General features: G+C 40.5%; 18 protein-coding genes. 11 read left to right on the top strand and 7 right to left on the bottom strand.

All coding sequences use genetic code 11. The features are described from left to right. Window positions 1–143: 143 nt before the first annotated feature. Window positions 144–1,166 carry a beta-N-acetylhexosaminidase gene (gene nagZ, locus F994_RS07940; RefSeq protein ID WP_004649766.1) on the bottom strand — a complete coding sequence of 341 codons (1,023 nt, stop codon included), beginning with the start codon at window positions 1,164–1,166 and terminating at the stop codon, window positions 144–146. A 200-nt stretch (window positions 1,167–1,366) separates the two neighbouring features. Between nagZ and F994_RS07935 the strand changes: the two genes are divergently transcribed. The 8 genes from F994_RS07935 to F994_RS07900 all read left to right on the top strand — a co-directional run bounded on the left by F994_RS07935 (window position 1,367) and on the right by F994_RS07900 (window position 12,577). After that, entirely contained in the window at window positions 1,367–3,565 is a 2,199-nt protein-coding gene (locus F994_RS07935; protein ID WP_004649765.1) for a carboxy terminal-processing peptidase, read from the top strand. 450 nt (window positions 3,566–4,015) lie between these two features. Then, window positions 4,016–6,085 (top strand): bifunctional diguanylate cyclase/phosphodiesterase, encoded by a 2,070-nt coding sequence (locus tag F994_RS07930; RefSeq protein ID WP_004649764.1) that lies wholly within the window; start codon window positions 4,016–4,018, stop codon window positions 6,083–6,085. 124 nt (window positions 6,086–6,209) lie between these two features. Next, window positions 6,210–7,802 (top strand): peptide chain release factor 3, encoded by a 1,593-nt coding sequence (locus tag F994_RS07925; protein ID WP_004649762.1) that lies wholly within the window; start codon window positions 6,210–6,212, stop codon window positions 7,800–7,802. Window positions 7,803–7,959: 157 nt separating this feature from the next. Beyond that, on the top strand, window positions 7,960–8,784 hold the full coding sequence (locus F994_RS07920; RefSeq protein ID WP_004649761.1) for a hypothetical protein: 825 nt from the start codon (window positions 7,960–7,962) through the stop codon (window positions 8,782–8,784). A gap of 67 nt (window positions 8,785–8,851) precedes the next feature. Beyond that, window positions 8,852–9,844 carry an RsiV family protein gene (locus F994_RS07915; RefSeq protein ID WP_004649760.1) on the top strand — a complete coding sequence of 331 codons (993 nt, stop codon included), beginning with the start codon at window positions 8,852–8,854 and terminating at the stop codon, window positions 9,842–9,844. Further along, entirely contained in the window at window positions 9,844–10,665 is an 822-nt protein-coding gene (locus tag F994_RS07910; RefSeq protein ID WP_004649759.1) for a TatD family hydrolase, read from the top strand. Before F994_RS07915 ends, F994_RS07910 begins: the two co-directional genes overlap by 1 nt. A gap of 206 nt (window positions 10,666–10,871) precedes the next feature. Further along, window positions 10,872–11,606 carry a Bax inhibitor-1/YccA family protein gene (locus tag F994_RS07905; protein WP_004649758.1) on the top strand — a complete coding sequence of 245 codons (735 nt, stop codon included), beginning with the start codon at window positions 10,872–10,874 and terminating at the stop codon, window positions 11,604–11,606. A gap of 164 nt (window positions 11,607–11,770) precedes the next feature. Then, window positions 11,771–12,577: an enoyl-ACP reductase FabI gene (locus F994_RS07900; RefSeq protein ID WP_004649757.1), complete on the top strand. Its 807-nt coding sequence runs from the start codon at window positions 11,771–11,773 to the stop codon at window positions 12,575–12,577. Between the two features lie 147 nt (window positions 12,578–12,724). Here the strand turns inward: F994_RS07900 and secB are convergent, their stop codons facing one another. The 4 genes from secB to rsgA all read right to left on the bottom strand — a co-directional run bounded on the left by secB (window position 12,725) and on the right by rsgA (window position 15,066). Continuing rightward, entirely contained in the window at window positions 12,725–13,180 is a 456-nt protein-coding gene (gene secB / locus F994_RS07895; protein ID WP_004649756.1) for a protein-export chaperone SecB, read from the bottom strand. Window positions 13,181–13,222: 42 nt separating this feature from the next. Beyond that, complete coding sequence (gene grxC / locus F994_RS07890) at window positions 13,223–13,477, bottom strand: glutaredoxin 3 (RefSeq protein ID WP_004649755.1); 255 nt, start codon at window positions 13,475–13,477, stop codon at window positions 13,223–13,225. A gap of 20 nt (window positions 13,478–13,497) precedes the next feature. Then, on the bottom strand, window positions 13,498–13,905 hold the full coding sequence (locus F994_RS07885; protein WP_004649754.1) for a rhodanese-like domain-containing protein: 408 nt from the start codon (window positions 13,903–13,905) through the stop codon (window positions 13,498–13,500). A gap of 93 nt (window positions 13,906–13,998) precedes the next feature. After that, window positions 13,999–15,066, bottom strand: a complete 1,068-nt coding sequence (gene rsgA / locus F994_RS07880; RefSeq protein ID WP_004649753.1) for a small ribosomal subunit biogenesis GTPase RsgA — start codon at window positions 15,064–15,066, stop codon at window positions 13,999–14,001. A 125-nt stretch (window positions 15,067–15,191) separates the two neighbouring features. On the opposite strand from rsgA, the gene orn reads away from it, so the two are divergent. Both orn and F994_RS07870 read left to right on the top strand, forming a co-directional pair. Then, window positions 15,192–15,743, top strand: a complete 552-nt coding sequence (gene orn / locus F994_RS07875) for an oligoribonuclease (protein WP_004649751.1) — start codon at window positions 15,192–15,194, stop codon at window positions 15,741–15,743. Window positions 15,744–15,903: 160 nt separating this feature from the next. Then, window positions 15,904–16,689, top strand: a complete 786-nt coding sequence (locus F994_RS07870; RefSeq protein WP_004649750.1) for a tRNA threonylcarbamoyladenosine dehydratase — start codon at window positions 15,904–15,906, stop codon at window positions 16,687–16,689. On the opposite strand, the gene F994_RS07865 is transcribed toward F994_RS07870, so the two are convergent. Then, complete coding sequence (locus F994_RS07865) at window positions 16,664–16,858, bottom strand: hypothetical protein (protein WP_034696937.1); 195 nt, start codon at window positions 16,856–16,858, stop codon at window positions 16,664–16,666. The genes F994_RS07870 and F994_RS07865 overlap by 26 nt on opposite strands. Window positions 16,859–16,893: 35 nt before the next feature. Continuing rightward, window positions 16,894–17,937: a hypothetical protein gene (locus tag F994_RS07860; RefSeq protein WP_004649749.1), complete on the bottom strand. Its 1,044-nt coding sequence runs from the start codon at window positions 17,935–17,937 to the stop codon at window positions 16,894–16,896. A gap of 156 nt (window positions 17,938–18,093) precedes the next feature. Between F994_RS07860 and pheS the strand changes: the two genes are divergently transcribed. Further along, the gene (gene pheS / locus F994_RS07855; RefSeq protein WP_004649748.1) at window positions 18,094–19,074 is read left to right on the top strand and encodes a phenylalanine--tRNA ligase subunit alpha; all 981 of its coding nucleotides are present in this window, start codon (window positions 18,094–18,096) and stop codon (window positions 19,072–19,074) included. The last annotated feature ends 60 nt before the right edge of the window (window positions 19,075–19,134 follow it).

Below are 19,134 nucleotides of genomic sequence, written 5' to 3'. Positions count from 1 at the left end.
CGATTCGATTTTTTATCTTCATCGCGGCTTTTTTTAAATTTCTTGTGCAAGATAAAATGAGCCAAGCAATGTAAAAAGTCTGTGACTTTGTTTTTTATTATCATAAAGAAAAAGGAACACCTTGTCGTGTTCCTTTTGTCGCATTAATTAAATGATTTTTTAAAGTTTTCGATATTGTCTTTCACTTTTTGCCATTCAGTACCTAATTCAAGGATTTGACCCACAGTGATGGATGGGATTTTTCCACGCATACGTTCCAAGCGTTGTTGATTGGGTAGGGGGAGTCGCTGCATACCAGCTAAAGCAGTACACGCTGCTGAACGGTCATTACAGACTAAGCCCATATCACACCCTGCTTTGAGTGCCGCTTGGATACGCGCATCTGCGCCACCGACCACACAGGCAGCTTGCATGGTTAAGTCGTCTGAGAAAAGTACACCCTCAAAGTTCAAGTCTTGACGTAGGACTTTTTGAATCCAATAGGGTGAGAAACCCGCTGGATTTGGATCGACTTGATCGTAAATCACATGCGCTGGCATGAGTGCATCAAGTTGCGGCATGAGTTGAATAAACGTCTGCATATCTTGGTGATAGATTTCGTCATACGAACGCGAATCTACAGGTGCTGCAATGTGAGAATCGGCCTTGACTGAACCATGACCCGGGAAATGTTTTCCTGTATTTGCCATACCCGCACGTTTCATGCCTGCTAAAAATGCACGAGCAAGTGGCACAATATCTTGAATATTTTGGGCAAATGCACGGTCACCAATCACATCACTGACATCATTTAAGTCCAATACAGGTGCAAAGCTAAAGTCGATCCCTACAGCAAGGACTTCGGTTGCCATCAGCCAACCGCATTGTTCCGCTAAAGCAATAGCTTGTTCTGGATCAGTCAGATAGCGTTCACCTAAACGACCCATTGCAGGCAGCAAGGTGAAACCCTGTTTTAGGCGTTGCACGCGACCACCTTCTTGATCAACGGCAATTAAAATATCAGGTCTTACACGACGCATATGATCTGTTAAAGCACGAACTTGTTCTGGTGATTCTATATTTCGCGAAAATAAAATCATGCCGCCTACTTGCGGTGCTTGTAATAGTTCAATATCTTCTTGAGTAAGTTCTGTGCCAGCGATGTCTAGCATCAATGCGCCAATCATATCGGTGTCCGTGTTGGTATTTTATAAAGCAAAAACAATACCTGAATTCTGCAATGATTTGCTACATTTTGACAGTACAGAATATGATAAAACTACACGACATACACATATTAAGTTGTTTAAGAATTTGAATATACTCAATTCATGCTGAAAAACAACGTTGTAATATTGGTCAAAGACCAAGGAAGTACGAATTATTTATGAAACTTCAAACATTAGCTTGTGCCGTTACAATTGCAACGGGTGGATTTTTCTTTTCCCATGTAATGAACGAGGCAATCGCAGCCAATAATACGGTTGCCGCGCCTGAAACCATTCAATCGACACAAGAACAAGCACTGGTATCACGCCAATTGGCAACATTGGTTGACCGTCAACATTACTTAAATATGCGTTTAGATGCCAATACCTCTAATCGAATTCTTGATTTCTATTTAGATAGTTTAGATGCAGACCATTCATTATTTTTAGCCGCTGAAGTTGAACAGTATAAGAAAAATTATGGTGCAACTTTTGGTGCTGCATTAAAAGCTGGGGATTTATCGGGTCCTTATTTAATTCACGCCCAATATCGTGAGCGTTTAAAACAGTTCTATCAATTCATGTTGGCTGAATTGAAAAAACCACAAAACTTAAAGCAAAGTAATGTTTATATTGAAACCGACCGCGAAAAAGCGCCTTATTTTAATTCTGTAGAAGAGCAGCATAAACATTGGCAAAAAATGTTGGTGTCGCAGCTGATTAACTTAAACATTAGCAAAGAAGAAGAATCTGCCAAACAAAAAGCATTAAAAGATGATCCTACTTTAGCCAATGGGCAAGATTTAACCAGCCCAGAAGATTTAACTCCTGTCCAAACATTGACCAAGCGTTATACGCGCCAACTTGAGCGTGTCAGTCGTGTGAAAAGTGATGATGTCTTGGACAAAACCTTAAATGCGATGATGTTGACCTATGATCCGCATAGCAACTATTTCCCACCTGTCGATGCGATGGAGCTGAACCGCCAAACCACGTTGCAATTAGAAGGGATTGGGGTTTCGATTCGTCCTGAACGTGGTAATGAAGACTACACCAAGATTGAAACGATTGTCGAAGGTGGTCCAGCCAGTAAGTCAGGTCAAATTAAATCGGGTGACCGGATTATTGGTGTTGCACAAGATGGCGACAAAATGGTCGATGTTGTGGGGTGGTCAAGTGGTGAAGTGGTTGGTTTAATCCGCGGTAAGCGCGGCACTAAAGTCAGCTTACGTTTACTCGGTGCCGGTGCATCCATGAGCCAAGCGCGTACCGTAAGTTTGGTGCGTGATGTCATTCAAGAAGAAGATGCAGGGGTACGTTCACGTACCGTTGATATTAAGCGTGATGGTAAAAACCATACTTTTGGTGTGATTGAAATTCCATCGTTCTATTTGAACTATCGTGCGCGCCGTGCGGGCGCCGAATATCGCTCAGTTTCTGAGGACACCAACAATGCATTAAAAGCGTTGGCTGCAAAGAATGTTGAAGGGATTATTATTGATTTGCGTAATAACCCAGGTGGCTCACTCGAAGAAGTTGCACGTATGTTGGGTCAAGTGATCAAGACTGGTCCAGTGGTACAAATACGCGACGGCAGTGGTAATGTCAGCGTATTTGAAGATGATGATGGTGGCACACAAACCTATGCTGGCCCTCTGGCGGTGATGGTGAATTTGGCTTCGGCATCTGCCAGTGAGATTTATTCAGCCGCGATTCAGGATTATGAGCGCGGTATTGTGATTGGCAGCACAACCACGGGCAAGGGTACAGCACAAGTTCAATTGGACACCTTAGCTTATGGTCAAGCGACTTTAACGCAGCGTAAGTTCTATCGTGTGACTGGCGGAAGTACCCAAAATAAAGGCGTTGTACCCGACATTAAACTGGTCGATATTTACAATGAAGAGTTTGGTGAGCGTAAGGCGAAAAATGCCTTGAAGTGGGACACCATTCCAACAGCACCGTTTAAACGTGAAGGTTCGGTACAACCTTATGTGCAAAACTTAGCCCAGTTATCACAACAACGGGTGGTGAATGATCCGCAATTTAAATATTTAGAACAGCGTAAAGCCATTGCTAAAAAAACCGATGAGCAAAAACGTGTCGTCCTAGATATTGATCAGCGTAAAGCAGAGTTGAATGCGTTAGAGCAGCAAACCTTAGAGTCCGAGAATCAACGTCGGGCTGTGACAGGACAAAAACCGTATGCCAATTGGGAAAGTTATCAAGCCTCAATTGACGCTTTGATTGAGTCTCGTGCCAAAATGAAAGCAGCAAAACGACCTGCTTTAGCGGAGGAAGAAGTATTTGTGACTGAGTCTGCTCAAGTTTTATTGGATTATGCTAAATTACAATCGACTCAAGCCTCTGCTCAATAGCATGCTTGATTCAGGATTGTTGACTTAAATGTTAAAAAACCAGTCAGCTCAGTTGACTGGTTTTATTTGGCTGTATATTCATCATTGTGGATTGCATAAGGCTGGTTTAATCTGTACCAGCCAGTAAAAAGATATAGCGATTTTTTTTAAATAGATTAGACTTGTTGTTCAATTATTGGGTTTTATAGATGATGACCTTAAGTATAAAAACATGAACGGAGTAGGGTTAATTGAAAAAAAATTGATCTAGGTTTGCTTAATGAAATGCCTAAATTAGAAATAAAAGTGGATAGCGTAATTACCACTTGACCAAAATGAAATAGTATAAGATTCTTATTTTGATCGATTTTTTATATAAGCACTTTTTAGAGGCGAAAAACTTTCGTGAAAGGGTAATTGATATTAATAATGCGGATTAAAACAAAAATATAACCAATACGGAAGCTGAATATGATTCATATACATTATGATTTTAGCCTCATTGTAGGTTCTATTATTCTTGCTATTTTAATTTGCTATTTAGCCATATCGATTGAACAATTATTATTTCGTGAGCTGTTTAAAAAGTATAAAAAAACGCTTCTTGTGATCAGTGGCTTTGTTTTAGGTGCTGCAATTTGGTGTACGCATTTGGTTGGTATACTGGCCAGCCAATTACCAGTAGATTACGTTTCGGATTACAGGTTTATTTTTGTTTCTTATATTATTGCATTCATTGCCTCTACCTTTACTGTCTGGTTAATCACCAAAGAAACCTTGCCTTTTATGTGCCTTATTTTGGGTGCGCTTTTGATGGGACTCGGTATCTCTGGAATGCACTATGTCGGAATGATGGGCTTAGTGCTGGATCAGCATAAGATGCACTACGATCCACTGTTAATCCTGTTTTCTGTTTTGATTGCTATTACTGGATCTGGTCTAACTTTATGGCTGACTTTTAAATATAAAAGTGCGGTCTATAAACTGATTCATATTAAACTCTACCTTGTATTGATGTTGGCTTTTACCATTGTTGCAATGCACTATACGGGTATGGCTGCGCTGTCTTTTGATTCGATTAATACCGATCAGCTGGTTTCAAATAATCCAACTGGACAAGGATTAATTTTATTTACGATCGTATTTATTAGTAGCTTAATTTTGGTTGCTACATTTTGTGTGGCTGTATTAGAACAACGCTTAGAAGCCCGCAATAAACAGCTGTCTAAAGTCAATCGTGAGTTAGCCAATCGCGCGGTAGAAGATAATTTAACCAAATTGCCTAACCGTTTATTCTTAGCAGAATATTCACATTTTTTATTTACTGAGCATCGTTACCGCGATGATAAAATTGCCTTTCTTTATATTGATTTAGATCGCTTTAAAGCAGTGAATGATGTTTTTGGGCATCATGTGGGCGATCAACTGTTGGTACTGCTTGCTGCGCGGATTCACAGTAAACTCAAAGCAAATGAAAAATTGCTGCGTATCGGTGGTGATGAATTTTTGATGGTTCTAGAGCGCGCAACCATTGACACGGCTAGCGAAACCGCAGAAGAAGTCTTGGGATGGATACAGGACAGTTTCTTAATTGCGGGTAAAGAAATTAATATTTCGAGTAGTATCGGCATCGCGATGTATCCAGATCATGCCAATAATTTACAAGATTTATTGATTAATGCCGATGCTGCAATGTTGACATCAAAAAATCAGGGCAGAAATACCTATTCGTTCTTTAATTTTACTGCCGATCAACAAGAAGCGAAAAGCCAAACCAAACTGATCAATGATTTGTATAAAGCCGTAGAAGAACAACAATTTGTACTGTTTTATCAGCCTAAATTTACCACCAAAAATCGTGAAATTTGTGGTGTAGAAGCGCTTATTCGTTGGAATCATCCCAGTTTAGGGCTTTTAGCACCCAATATGTTTATTCCTGGCGCTGAAAAAACCGGACTGATTATTCCAATGGGCTATTGGGCGCTTGAGCAAGCCTGTAAACAAATCCAAATTTGGGAGCAAAATGGTTCAAATTATTTCCCTGTAGCGGTAAATTTGTCTGCTGTACAATTTGAACATAAGCATCTGTTTTCAACACTGGAAGGCTTATTTCAAAAGTATCAAATTAAGCCGAATCATTTGGCAATTGAAATTACTGAATCTACCGCGATGCATCATATTGATGCCAGTATCCGTTGTTTTAATCGTTTGCGTCAGATGGGGATTAAACTTGCCATTGATGACTTTGGGACCGGGCATTCGAGTTTTTTATATTTAAAAAATTTACCTGTGGATGAGCTGAAAATAGATCGAGAATTTATTAAAGATCTGTCTATTGGTTCAAAAGATGAAATGATTTTAGCCAGTATTATTCAATTAGCGATTAAATTAGGCTTGGTGGTGACCGCAGAAGGGGTGGAAACGCCATTGCAGGCGGAGATATTAACCCGTTTAGGATGTCAACAATTGCAGGGCTATTTATTGGGAATGCCGGTGAAGGTTGATCACTTAGAAGAGATTAAATACACATTTTCGAATTAAGATAGATGTGCTTTGAACAAGTTTAGTTCATTTCAAAAGTTTGATGATCTGCTACAATATCGGCAAATTTTTATATTGATCAGTTCTGATCTTTTACACTGCCATTCTGCAGTAGGTATCTTTCATGAGTTTTAAAGACGAATTAGCGGCACAGGTCGCTCAGCGACGGACGTTCGCGATTATTTCCCACCCCGATGCTGGTAAAACCACCATGACAGAAAAACTGTTGTTATGGGGTAAGGCAATTCAGGTTGCTGGAATGGTTAAAAGTCGTAAGTCAGACCGTGCTGCCACTTCTGACTGGATGGAAATGGAAAAAGAACGTGGGATTTCTATCACCACCTCGGTAATGCAGTTTCCTTATAAAAAACATGTCATTAACTTGCTGGATACCCCAGGGCATGAAGACTTTTCTGAAGATACTTATCGTACATTAACTGCGGTTGATTCTGCATTAATGGTGATTGACGGTGCAAAAGGTGTCGAAGATCGAACCATTAAGTTAATGGAAGTCTGTCGTATGCGCGACACGCCGATTATTTCTTTCGTCAATAAAATGGACCGTGAAATCCGTGAGCCTTTAGAGCTGTTGGATGAAATTGAAAATGTCCTTAAAATTCAGTGTGTGCCAATTACATGGCCACTGGGTACAGGGCGTGACTTCGCTGGGGTATATAACCTACTCGAAGAAAAATTTTATGTGTATAAAGCTGGTTTTGGTTCAACCATTACCGATATTGAAGTTCGTGATAGCTATGACCATCCTGACTTGCGTGAAAAAGTGGGCGAACTTGCCTTTGCGGCATTTGAAGAGTCGTTAGAGCTTGTACAAATGGCCAATGAGCCATTAGATCGTGACTTGTTTCTACAAGGTAAGCAAACACCGGTACTGTTTGGTACGGCTTTGGGTAACTTTGCGGTGGATCATGTGCTGAATACATTTATTCAGTGGGCACCTGAACCTAAAGCACATCCAACACATGAACGTGCAGTTGAAGCAACAGAAGAAGGCTTCTCTGGTTTCGTGTTTAAAATTCAGGCCAATATGGACCCGAAACATCGTGACCGTATTGCTTTCATGCGTATCTGCTCAGGTAAGTATGAAAAAGGTTTGAAAATGAATCATGTACGTCTGGGTAAAGATGTACGAATTAGCGATGCTTTAACGTTCCTCGCAGGTGAGCGCGAACAGCTTGAAGAAGCATGGCCGGGTGACATTATTGGTTTGCATAACCACGGAACCATTCAAATTGGCGATACCTTTACCTCGGGTGAAAATCTACACTTTACCGGTATTCCGCACTTTGCACCGGAAATGTTCCGCCGTGTCCGTTTAAAAGATCCGTTAAAATCGAAACAGTTGCAAAAAGGTTTGAAAGAGCTTTCAGAAGAAGGTGCAACGCAGGTATTTATGCCGCAAATCAACAATGACTTGATTGTGGGTGCAGTCGGTGTTCTTCAGTTTGATGTGGTTGCCTATCGATTGAAAGAAGAATACAAAGTGGATTGTGTGTATGAGCCAGTCAACATCAATACTGTACGTTGGGTTTCATGTGATGATGAAAAGAAATTCAATGAGTTTAAGAAAAAAGCCCATGATCAACTGTCCCTTGATGGAGGTGGTCATTTGACCTACCTTGCACCAAGCCGTGTGAATTTACAGTTGATGCAAGAGCGTTACCCTGATATCCAATTCCGGGCGACACGCGAACACTAAATAGAACGCAAAATAAAACAGCTTCTTTATGAGGCTGTTTTACTAGAGGGCTGATGACATTTCATAAATATGTGTCGTCGCAAACATAGATGAAGTGTCAACAGCCCGCTTAGCATCATTCATATAGATTAATTATTTTAGAAAAAGAGTTGTGAGCATGAACGGGAAAATAGTGGCTGCATCCATGATCGCCATTGGTCTGATACTCAGTGCCTGTGATGCTTCAAAACAAGAATCCAAAGAACCGACACAAGAAAATTCACAAGCCTCTATCTTTAAAACCGAGCAAGCGGAAGTACTACCGTATTTAAATATCCAAGAACAACAGGCAAAAATTGCCTTACCTTTTTGTGAAACCAAGAATTGTATCGATCTCAGTATTCAAACCGTACATACTGAAGATACTTGGCTCAATGATTGGATTGCCAAGAGCCAAGCCAAGGTGATTCAAGATCAAATTGGTCTGAAACAAAATATGACTTTGCAGCAAGCCATCAATGCCTATGTGAAAAAATCAGATGCATGGCAAGCGGAATTTTCTAAGAATAAAGCCTACGAATTGTCCATGTATACTCGAATTGCCAATCAACGTAATCAGTATGTGCTGATGCAGTTAGGGGTGGATACCAAGCAAGAAGGGGTTAACGTCAAAGAGCGTTATTACTTCTTTGTGGCGGATCGTAAAAAGCAGCAACCTGTGCTTTTATTAGATTTAATTCAGCCGAAACAGCAAACTCACATGAATAATATTGTGCAGCAAGCGTATCAAAAATGGTTAAAAGAACAGGGTACTGAAGTCAAACAACACGCACCGAAAAAACTTTACTGGGGACAAGCGGATTGGTTCTTTGATCAAGAAGGCATTGGTTTACATTATCGTACCCATGAAATTGTTAAAGATGGCGCGCAACTGGATATTTATTTAAATAAACAACAAACCAAGCAGATATTGAAAGTTGATGCTTATCAGAATATGTTCTAGTCATGCGTAGTGAATACAGACATTTCATGACAGTCAATTTATCAGATAAAAGTTATAGGTCAGAATCATGTTAAAAAATAAAACACTATTTACGATCAGTATTCTTGCATCCATGATGGCATTGAGTGCCTGCCAACCGAAACAAACTGAGCCAAAAGAAGATCCAGTACAAAAGCAGAGCACAGTCGAACCTGAAATTTTAAAATTGACAGGTGATTCTGAAAAGTTAGCCTTGGTTTTGCCTGAATGTGATGGTAACAATTGTCCAGAAATTTCGATTGAACGTCTGTCCAGTAACCAAGCCTTTATTGATGAATTGATTGATCAACAAATCTTAAAACAATTAAACCGAATAATAGATATCTCGCCAAAGTTACTGAAGGCAGATCAACACGCGGCAAGTACTGCTGATCCGAAGGATATTCAGGTGAGTGATCAAGCGACTGCCCCAAAAAAATTGGCAACAGTTGAAACAGCCAAGCAAAAGCTGGAAAAACAAGTGACGCCTTATTTAGTAACCTTTTTGGCTTTAGATAAAGAATTAAAGGCTTTAAGTGCCAATCATCAAATTAGTTTGATGATTAAACCGAAAATTTTAAATGCAAATTTACCTTTGGCGACTGTAGTTTTAAATTCCAGTAGTTATTTGGGCGGGGCACATGGTTCTTCTTCACAGCGTTATTATAATTTTGACCTGAAACAGCAAAAACAAGTTGAGCTCAATGATCTTTTAGCGCCCAATCAAAAAGCCCATTTAGAAAAAAAAGCACACGAGGTGTTTAAAACGTGGGTGCTGGAATCTAAATTAGCCAATAGCGTTGAAGAATATGAACAGGCGTGGAAATTTAGTCTCTCAGATAATTTTTATTTATCTAAACAAGGGTTAATTTTGCAATATGGCGAATATGAAATTGGTCCCTATGTCGTAGGATTACCACGTTTGACGATTCCTTATGACCAGTTGCAAGGCATACTGAAAAAAGAATATTTACCGCAGGTTGAAGTCAAAGATCAGACCGTGGCTGCCAGTGCTGCCACAGTAAATAAAGCCAAACCTTAATGCTTTATTCACTGTTTGATACCCATACCCATTTTGATGTTGCCGATTTTGATTCTGATCGGGAGCAATTGGCACGCGCAGCAAAAGCGGTTGGGGTAGAACGCTTAATTTTGATTGGTTTTGTACAATCGCGTTTTCAAACTTTGCTGCAAAGCCAACATGATTTAAATCAATTAGAGCATGCACCGAAAAGCTATTTAGCGCCGGGCTTACATCCTTTTTATATTGAAGAGCATCAACGGTCCCATCTTGCCGATTTAGAAGCTATTTTAAAAACAGAACAATGTGTGGCGATTGGAGAAATAGGCTTAGACACCTTTTTAAAACAGCACAAACAGTCCGAAATTTTTCAAAAGCAAAAAGATTTTTTTTCTGTACAAATTGAATTGGCTGAGCAGTTTCAGAAGCCCGTGCTTTTGCATATTCGTAAATCGCATGCTGAAACCTTGGCGATTTTAAAACAGCATCAATTTAAATTAGGTGGAATTGCACATGCTTTTAGTGGTGGCATAGAAGAAGCCAAAGCTTTTATTAAACTGGGTTTTAAAATTGGTGTGACGGGACAAATTACCAATCCGAATGCGAAAAAATTACATGCCGTGGTGCAGGCGGTGGGTGCTGAACATTTGGTGCTCGAAACGGACTGTCCCGATATGACACCCTTATGCTGTCAAAGTTCGACTGAACATCGTACCCGAAATACACCAGTCAATTTACCGCATGTTTTAACGGGATTGGCTGCGACACTGCATCTCGATCCTGATATTCTAGCACCGAAGCTATGGCGGAACTCGCTTCAGGCTTTACAGCTTGAGTTTTAAAAAAAGCGTTGCTTAATACCTTTTATCCATAAAGATTCGTATTTAATTTTAGAGTCTGCTATGAATATATGGTATTTGACTTAGTTATATTTTGTCTTGATTTAATGTTCTGATTTGGCTTTTACACGACAGAGCAGTAGTATAAAAAAGAACAAACCCTACTTATATATTTAAAATTTTATTTAAATGAAAAGAATGAGCCCATTATGCAAAGTAATAACCCCATTTTAACTCGGGTAGAAACCCACAGTGATTTTAATGACACGATGACCGTGCAAGGCGCGGTTCAAAAATCGATCTTATTAACCGTCATTGCTGCTGTGGTCGGATTATCCCTGTTTTTTTATAGCTTCATCACCTTAAATTTATCACTGGCCTATGCTGCGGCAATGGTTGGTGCAATTGGTGGCTTGATATTGGCGCTGATCACGACATTTAAGCCAAATACTGCGCCCGTATTGGCCATCCCTTATGCCTTGTTTGAAGGGGCATTTTTAGGGGGGATTTCAGTGGTCTTCCAAGTCAAATTCCCGGGCGTACCGTTGCAAGCTTTACTTGCGACTTTCATTACCACCTTGGTGATGTTTACCTTGTATCGTTTTCAAATTATTCGTGCCACAGAAAAATTTAAGGCGGTCGTGTTGTCCGCATCTATTGCGATTGCCATTGTTTTTGTGGTGCAAATTGTGATGCGCTTGGCTTTTAGTTCGAGCATTCCTTACATTTTTGAAAGCAATTGGCTCGGGATTGGTTTTGCTGCATTTGTTGCGGTGATTGCTTCTTTAAGCTTAATTTTAGATTTTGACTTGATTGAATCATCCGCTGCACAGTATGCACCGAAAGCGATGGAATGGTTGTGTGGTATTGCATTACTTGCGACCTTGGTTTGGATGTATTATTCCTTCCTTCGTTTGCTTAGTTTGTTGCAAGGTGATGATTAATCACGCTAAAAACTAAATGGCTTGTAAGCTCAATGCCCCTAGATCTGATCGAGGGGCATTTTTTATGATTTTTACAGAACATATTAAAAAAAGGCGCATTATGCAATTTCGCAAATGCTTCAGACTTGGCATTATGCTTGTAAATTATTTTAAGCGAGATTCACATGGCACAAGGACTATTGGCGGGTAAGCGTTTTTTAATCGCGGGTATTGCAAGTAAATTATCCATTGCATTTGGTATTGCTCAAGCTTTACACCGTGAAGGTGCAGAACTCGCATTTACGTATCCAAATGAAAAATTAAAAAAACGTGTGGATGATTTTGCTGCACAATTTGGTTCAACTTTAGTTTTCCCTTGTGATGTCGCTGTTGATGCAGAGATTGACCAAGCTTTTGTTGAATTGGCAAAACATTGGGATGGTTTAGATGGCGTGGTTCACTCTATTGGTTTTGCTCCAGCAAACACTTTAGATGGCGACTTTACCGATGTTACCGATCGTGAAGGCTTTAAAGTTGCACATGACATTAGCGCATATAGCTTTATTGCAATGGCACGTGCTGCAAAACCATTATTAACTGTTCGCCAAGGTTGCTTACTAACGTTGACTTACCAAGGTTCTGAACGTGTGATGCCAAATTACAACGTAATGGGTATGGCCAAAGCATCATTGGAAGCAGGCGTGCGCTATTTAGCCTCTAGCTTGGGTAGTGAAGGCATTCGTGTCAACGCGATTTCAGCGGGTCCAATTCGGACATTAGCAGCTTCAGGGATTAAATCTTTCCGTAAAATGTTAGATCTTAATGAAAAAGTTGCACCACTTAAACGTAATGTCACCATTGAAGATGTCGGTAATGCTGCACTATTCCTTTGCTCACCTTGGGCAAGTGGTATTACGGGTGAAATTATGTATGTAGATGCTGGCTTCAATACGGTAGGTATGAGCGCAGATTTGATGATGGATGGTGAATAAATTCATCTAAAAGCTCCTCCCTTTTTTAAAGGGAGGTTGGGAGGGATTCTGTAATCTCCCCCAACCCCTCTTTGATAAAGAGGGCGGCTTAAAAACCAATAAAAAAGACCGTAAATGCGGTCTTTTTTATTGCAAAGCAAAGCTAAATTACGCTTGACCTTCAGCAGCAACTTGAGCACGTTGCATATTCGCTTCGAATTCAGCATCGAAGTTAATCGGAGTAAGAAGCAACTGTGGGAAGCTTCCTTTAGTTACCATATCATTTACAGCTTCGCGTAAGAATGGGAACAAAATATTTGGGCAATATGCGCCAAGAATATAAGGAAGACGTTCTTCTTCAACGCTATCGACCAAGAAGATACCCGATTGAGTGACATCAACGATGAATGCTGTTTCACCCGCGTTGTTCGCTTGAACAACCACTTGTAAAGCCACTTCATAGTGTGTTGCATCAATTTTTTCTGCAGAAGAAGACAAATTGATATTGAGTTCAGGCTGCCATTCTTTGGTAAATACTTGCGCCCCAGGGACTTCAAAAGAAATATCTTTAGTGTAAATACGTTCTAATGCCAATTGTGGTTGAGCTTGTTGTTCTTCACTCATTCTTTAATCCTTAATTATGAAGAGGTGATTTAATTTAAAGTTTTAAACCAATAGTTCGTTGAGTTTGCCTTCACGCTCTAAAGCATAAAGTTGGTCAAATCCGCCAATGAACTGATCGTTAATAAAAATTTGTGGAACAGTACGGTGATTGGTGCGTTGCATCAATTCCATACGGACTTCAGGCGCTTCATTAGACAAATTAATTTCTTTATAAGCCACGCCTTTACGCTCAAGAAGTTGTTTTGCACGCACACAATACGGGCAAACTGTGGTGGAGTAAATTATTACTTCAGCCATTTAAATTCTCCTTAAGTGAATTATTTGCTTTTAATAAGAGGTAAGCCTTGGGCTTTCCAATTGTTTATACCGCCATCTAAACGATAGCTATCGGCATGACCGACTTGTTGTAATGCTGTACCCGCGATTTGACCTAGGTTGCAAATAAACACCAGTGGGCGATCCGCAGATTTTAACTCTTCAATATGGCTTGTAATTTGGCTATACGGAATGTTACGGCTACCACTGATATGACCTTCACGGAAGTCTTTCGCATCGCGTAAATCAATCAGCATGGCATTTTTAGCTTTGACTAAAATACCCAAAGATTGTGCTGAAATTTTACGACCATTGCGTTGTCCTTCTAAAACGAAGAACAAAACAATCAAGACCCCAAGTGTTCCAAACAAGAAGGGGTGATTCCCCATAAATGCCAACCAACGTTCCACAAGTCACCTAATTACAATTTAAAATTGCGTAGAGTATAGCTCATAAATATGGCGATCAAAATCACCGCTTCAAGGGCTAAGGGTTAAGAAAAATTAATTTTTTTGCTGTGCTTCGGCAATTTCATCAGTTAAACGTAAATAACTGTCTAAACGACGTTGCAAAATTTCACCTGATTGCGCTGCTTGACGCAAGGCACATTGCTTTTCATGCTTATGGGTACAATTGCGAAATTGGCAATATCCCAGCAGGTTTTCAATTTCAGGAAAACCATGTTGAACTTTGTCTGGGTTTAAATGCCATAAACCAAATTCACGAATTCCGGGGGAGTCAATCAGTGCTGAACCTTCACCAAAAGCAATCAAACGCGTCGAGGTTGTGGTGTGTTGACCCAGTGCTGAGTTTTCCGAAATGATATTGGTTTTTTGTGCAGCATCGGGAACGATGGCATTAATCAGGGAGCTTTTTCCAACACCAGACTGTCCGACAAAGGCCACAGTTTCACCAGCTAAGCGATTTGCTAACGTGGAGACCGCAGAGGCATCACCGGTCGACTGGCATTGCATGACTTCATAACCTAAGGCTTGATACTCTTGCATCAGCTTTAAAATCGGATCATTTTCTTGAATTAAATCAGCTTTATTTAACACTAAAAGTGCAGGAATTTGGGCATCGGCACATGCCACGATATAGCGGTCAATGAGACTGGGTGCAACTTCTGGAAAGGATGCAAACACAATCACAATTAAGCTGACATTGGCTGCCACGGGTTTAACTTTATGATAACGGTCTGGGCGTGTCAGGAGGGATTGGCGTGGATGAATGGCCGTAATAATACCCAAACCCGTATTGGGGTCTGCTTGCCACTTAACACGGTCACCTGTCACCAAAGCTTCTAAATTGGTACGTGTATGACAGCGCCATACACTGCCAATTTCAATTGGCTTCCAAAAAGGCTCTGGTTCACCTGATTTGACTTCAGGTTTAGTCGGATGCTCATCAGGCATTGATAGGGCTTGAACTTCAAGTTGACGACCATAGTGTTGTACCACCAGGCCTTCAAGATCATTTGAAGTATCGAGTTCTTCTTGACGTGTTTGATGTTGTTTCTGAATGCGACGTTGTTGCTGTTCAGTTAAACGACGTTTACGAATTAAAGCCATTCATATCCTAAAAAAACCATGAACTAAGGAAGGCAAAAATAGCATGAAGCGGGGTATGAGTTACAGCCAAGTTGCAATAAATTTGCTACTATAGCCATTTTTAAGCCTAATAAGATTGCACATTTATGAGCAGCACTCCTGATACCCGCCTCATTTGGATTGACCTTGAGATGACAGGTCTCGATACCGATAACGATAAAATTATTGAGATTGCGACCATTGTGACCGATGACAAGCTCAATATTTTGGCGGAAGGCCCTGTGCTGGCGATTCATCAGTCCCCTTTGATCCTCAATGCGATGGATGAATGGAATACCCGTCAACATGGTCAGTCTGGATTAATTGAACGTGTGCGCCGTAGTAAATTGACTGCACAAGATGCAGAGCAGCAGACGATTGAATTCTTAAAAAAATGGATCAATCCTAAAGTGTCGCCAATGTGTGGCAACTCAATTTGCCAAGACCGCCGCTTTATGCACCGCTTGATGCCTGAATTGGAGCAATTTTTCCATTACCGTAACCTTGACGTATCATCAGTAAAAGAATTGGCGAAGCGCTGGCGTCCTGAAATCATGAGCGGTTTGAAAAAGAACGCCTCACATTTAGCTATGGATGATATTCGTGATTCGATTGCAGAATTAAAGTATTACCGTGAATACTTTTTTATTATGAATTAAGGTGTATAGAAAGAGGCTTAAGCCTCTTTTTTTATGGGCTAAAGATCTGCCCATTTTTTATTTGAATCACATTCTATTTATTCTCTTGAACAGATAGATTATCCGAACAACACAGAATTTGATAAAATGCGCTGGTATTTTTTTAGCTGTTAGATGACGAATGACTGATCTCCCTCAAGATGATGAATATGAGCGCCGCTTTGCTGGTGTGGAAAAAATTTATGGAGAGGATGCTTTTCGTCAGTATGAACATAGCCATGTCATGGTGATTGGGATTGGTGGTGTGGGTTCTTGGGCGGTTGAAGCCTTAGCGCGAACAGGCATTGCTGAACTGACCCTGATTGATATGGATGTGATTGCAGCATCCAATATTAACCGCCAACTGCCAGCCATGAGTTCAACCTTAGGGCGAGAAAAAGTTGAGGTGATGGCTGAGCGTTGCTATTCGATTAATCCACGTATTCAAATTAATGTGGTCGATGATTATTTAACGCCGGAAAATGTTAAAGAACTTTTAGCCAATACACCAGATGTTGTGCTCGATTGCATTGATGATGTCAAAGCGAAACTCGCGCTAATGCTGCATTGCCGATTTAATAAAATTCCTTTAATTGTCTCTGGTGGCGCGGGTGGGAAGCTTGATCCACTGAAGATTCGGGTGGCAGATTTGTCTAAAACCGAACAAGATCCCATGTTGGCAAAATTGCGCAGTCAGTTGCGTGCCAAAGGCATTTGTAAAAAGAGCAAAGAAAAATTTGGCATTACCTGCGTGTATTCGATTGATAATCCATTTTCAAGCGCGGAGGTTTGCCCAAGTGCAGGCTTACGTTGTGGCGGCTACGGCTCAGCAGTGGTGGTAACTTCAAGTTTTGCCATGGTGGCCGTATCCGAAGTGTTAAAAAAACTGGCAGCGAAGAAAGCTAAAATCGAATCGGTAAAGTCGTGATAAAACCTAGCGGCAGTTGATATTTTAATGTGGAAACCACAATACAACTGTCCTCACCATAAAAAGCACTGCTTATTTGCAGTGCTTTTTTGTGAATGTCTGGCGATTGATTTAAAGTATCTTCATTTAAAGCATCATACAGCGCGTATGCTGAGTTTACGTTTTCCAAACACCTAGCACCAATTCTAGAATCTTGATCAAAAATCAAAGTCCAAAATAATAAGCACAGATACAAATCACAATGGTTAACAAAATTAGTTTAATCACCCCAGATGCACCGACTTTTTGCGAAGTATGCGCTGTATGTGTTTTTAAATTTTTTGCTGTGTGGGGTGCTGCATGTGCACCATCTAAAGGATTGGCAACTTCGACTGGCGTCAATTTTGCAGACTGATAATGATTAGCTACTTTAACAATAAATTTTGCCGTTAAGTCATCTAACTTTTGTGAAAAATGACGCAAATTCAGCTGTTCTTCAGGGCTAAGTTCACTACCATCGGCATGGTAGGGGTGTTGTAGTTTGTGCTGAATATAGCTTGATAAGGCCTCTAAACGATGCAGCGTCGTATGTGCATAATCCGCTTGATACTCGGTAGGCAATAACGGGAGATATTTACTTTCTGCGACAGGTGATCTATCGGCACTGTCTAGGTCAGATGGAATGATGCCGTAATAAGGAAAATCTCGGTTTGCTGGTTCGGTAAAGCCTTGAGCAAATTTATTTTCGAACAATTCATTGTTGGTATAAAGCTGAATATCATCCCAATTTGGCTGTTGTAAATCAGCATCTACACGTTTTGCCAGTTTGGGATTCAGCTCAAAACGCCAAAATGTTTCCTGACGGCATTGTTCTTGTTGTGGCTTAGGCACTTCATAGTCATTGTCAGCGCTATACCATTCTGCTAATTCTTTGCCAAAAATCCATGCGGTTTTTTTATGCTGTTCATGACTGATAATAATATGCGGAATCGCGAGTAGTTCTACATTGGCATTTGGATTTTTTTCATCATTTAAAAGACTTGAGCTGTGTAAACTAATACGCTGTGTACCTTGTTTTTTAAGTGCTTCTAGCCAAACTTGAAAATGTTGTGCCAGTAAATGCTGTGACAAAAGATCACGGAAATGCAAGTTATGCTGGTTAAAAATAGCATGCTGTACCCAATGATTAAAGCTTAAATTTTGCTTTAGATACTCATTACCATAGGTCACTAAAGTCAGTTGTTGTTTCCAAATTTGATCGAGAGCCATTGTTATTGATCTCATGAATATTGGCTTTATCTTATCCTTTTTATAAATCCGGATGCTAATCTAATTTTCCTCTACTGGGAACTTCATCAATACGTTCAAAAACTGTTAGAATATGGGGTTTTATTATATTTTTAAATTGTTGCTTTGAGAGTTACTATGTCACTGGAAGCCCTGACCACTGAAGCGCTCGCTGCGATTGCAGCAGCTCAAGACCTTGCTACACTCGATCAAGCCCGAGTGCAATTTACAGGGAAGAAAAGCCAGCTCGCGGAACAATCGAAGGCACTTGGTAAAATGGACCCTGAAGAACGTAAAGTTTTTGGGGCGAAAATTCACGCGGTACGTGAAGCCATTACCGGTGCATTAACGACACGCCAAGCGGAACTACAAAAAGCTGCACTAGAACAAAAACTTGCTAGCGAAGTGATCGATATTACCTTGCCGGGTCGTGGTCAAAGTGTGGGAAGTATCCATCCTGTGACTCAAGTGCAGGAACGTATTTGTCAATTCTTTACCAAAGCAGGTTTTACTGTTGCGACTGGTCCAGAAGTTGAAGATGATTATCATAACTTTGAAGCATTGAATATTCCGGGGCATCATCCTGCGCGTGCGATGCATGACACTTTCTACTTTGATGTGAATCATTTATTGCGTACACATACTTCGGGTGTGCAGATTCGTACCATGGAAACGCAACAACCACCGATTCGTATTGTTTGTCCGGGCCGTGTATACCGCTGTGACTCAGACCAAACCCATTCTCCAATGTTCCATCAAATTGAAGGCTTATACATTGCTGAAAATACCAGCTTTGCAGAACTTAAAGGTTTGTTGATCAACCTGTTAAATGAATTTTTTGAAAAAGATTTAACGGTACGTTTCCGTCCGTCTTATTTCCCATTCACTGAGCCAAGTGCCGAAGTGGATATTATGGATGAGCGTGGTCGTTGGTTAGAAGTTTTAGGTTGCGGTATGGTACATCCGAATGTACTTCAAGCAGCGGGCATCGATCCTGAAAAATATAAAGGTTTTGCTTTTGGTCTAGGTGTGGAACGTTTTGCAATGCTTCGCTACGGTGTGAATGATTTGCGTATGTTCTTCCAAAATGATGTGCGTTTCTTACGCCAATTTGCTTAAGACTTTTAATAAATCCTCTCCTAACCTCTCCTTTAAAAAAGGAGAGGGACTCCGCGAAAT

This window comes from Acinetobacter bohemicus ANC 3994 (assembly GCF_000367925.1).
Taxonomy (GTDB): domain Bacteria; phylum Pseudomonadota; class Gammaproteobacteria; order Pseudomonadales; family Moraxellaceae; genus Acinetobacter; species Acinetobacter bohemicus.
This window is presented reverse-complemented; position numbering and strand designations above follow the sequence as displayed.

What these genes read in the sequence shown, in the direction of transcription:
- nagZ (WP_004649766.1), bottom strand. Translation starts at nt 1,166, where the DNA reads ATGATTGGCGCATTGATGCTAGACATCGCTGGCACAGAACTTACTCAA.
- F994_RS07935 (WP_004649765.1), top strand. Translation starts at nt 1,367, where the DNA reads ATGAAACTTCAAACATTAGCTTGTGCCGTTACAATTGCAACGGGTGGA.
- F994_RS07930 (WP_004649764.1), top strand. Translation starts at nt 4,016, where the DNA reads ATGATTCATATACATTATGATTTTAGCCTCATTGTAGGTTCTATTATT.
- F994_RS07925 (WP_004649762.1), top strand. Translation starts at nt 6,210, where the DNA reads ATGAGTTTTAAAGACGAATTAGCGGCACAGGTCGCTCAGCGACGGACG.
- F994_RS07920 (WP_004649761.1), top strand. Translation starts at nt 7,960, where the DNA reads ATGAACGGGAAAATAGTGGCTGCATCCATGATCGCCATTGGTCTGATA.
- F994_RS07915 (WP_004649760.1), top strand. Translation starts at nt 8,852, where the DNA reads ATGTTAAAAAATAAAACACTATTTACGATCAGTATTCTTGCATCCATG.
- F994_RS07910 (WP_004649759.1), top strand. Translation starts at nt 9,844, where the DNA reads ATGCTTTATTCACTGTTTGATACCCATACCCATTTTGATGTTGCCGAT.
- F994_RS07905 (WP_004649758.1), top strand. Translation starts at nt 10,872, where the DNA reads ATGCAAAGTAATAACCCCATTTTAACTCGGGTAGAAACCCACAGTGAT.
- F994_RS07900 (WP_004649757.1), top strand. Translation starts at nt 11,771, where the DNA reads ATGGCACAAGGACTATTGGCGGGTAAGCGTTTTTTAATCGCGGGTATT.
- secB (WP_004649756.1), bottom strand. Translation starts at nt 13,180, where the DNA reads ATGAGTGAAGAACAACAAGCTCAACCACAATTGGCATTAGAACGTATT.
- grxC (WP_004649755.1), bottom strand. Translation starts at nt 13,477, where the DNA reads ATGGCTGAAGTAATAATTTACTCCACCACAGTTTGCCCGTATTGTGTG.
- rsgA (WP_004649753.1), bottom strand. Translation starts at nt 15,066, where the DNA reads ATGGCTTTAATTCGTAAACGTCGTTTAACTGAACAGCAACAACGTCGC.
- orn (WP_004649751.1), top strand. Translation starts at nt 15,192, where the DNA reads ATGAGCAGCACTCCTGATACCCGCCTCATTTGGATTGACCTTGAGATG.
- F994_RS07870 (WP_004649750.1), top strand. Translation starts at nt 15,904, where the DNA reads ATGACTGATCTCCCTCAAGATGATGAATATGAGCGCCGCTTTGCTGGT.
- F994_RS07860 (WP_004649749.1), bottom strand. Translation starts at nt 17,937, where the DNA reads ATGGCTCTCGATCAAATTTGGAAACAACAACTGACTTTAGTGACCTAT.
- pheS (WP_004649748.1), top strand. Translation starts at nt 18,094, where the DNA reads ATGTCACTGGAAGCCCTGACCACTGAAGCGCTCGCTGCGATTGCAGCA.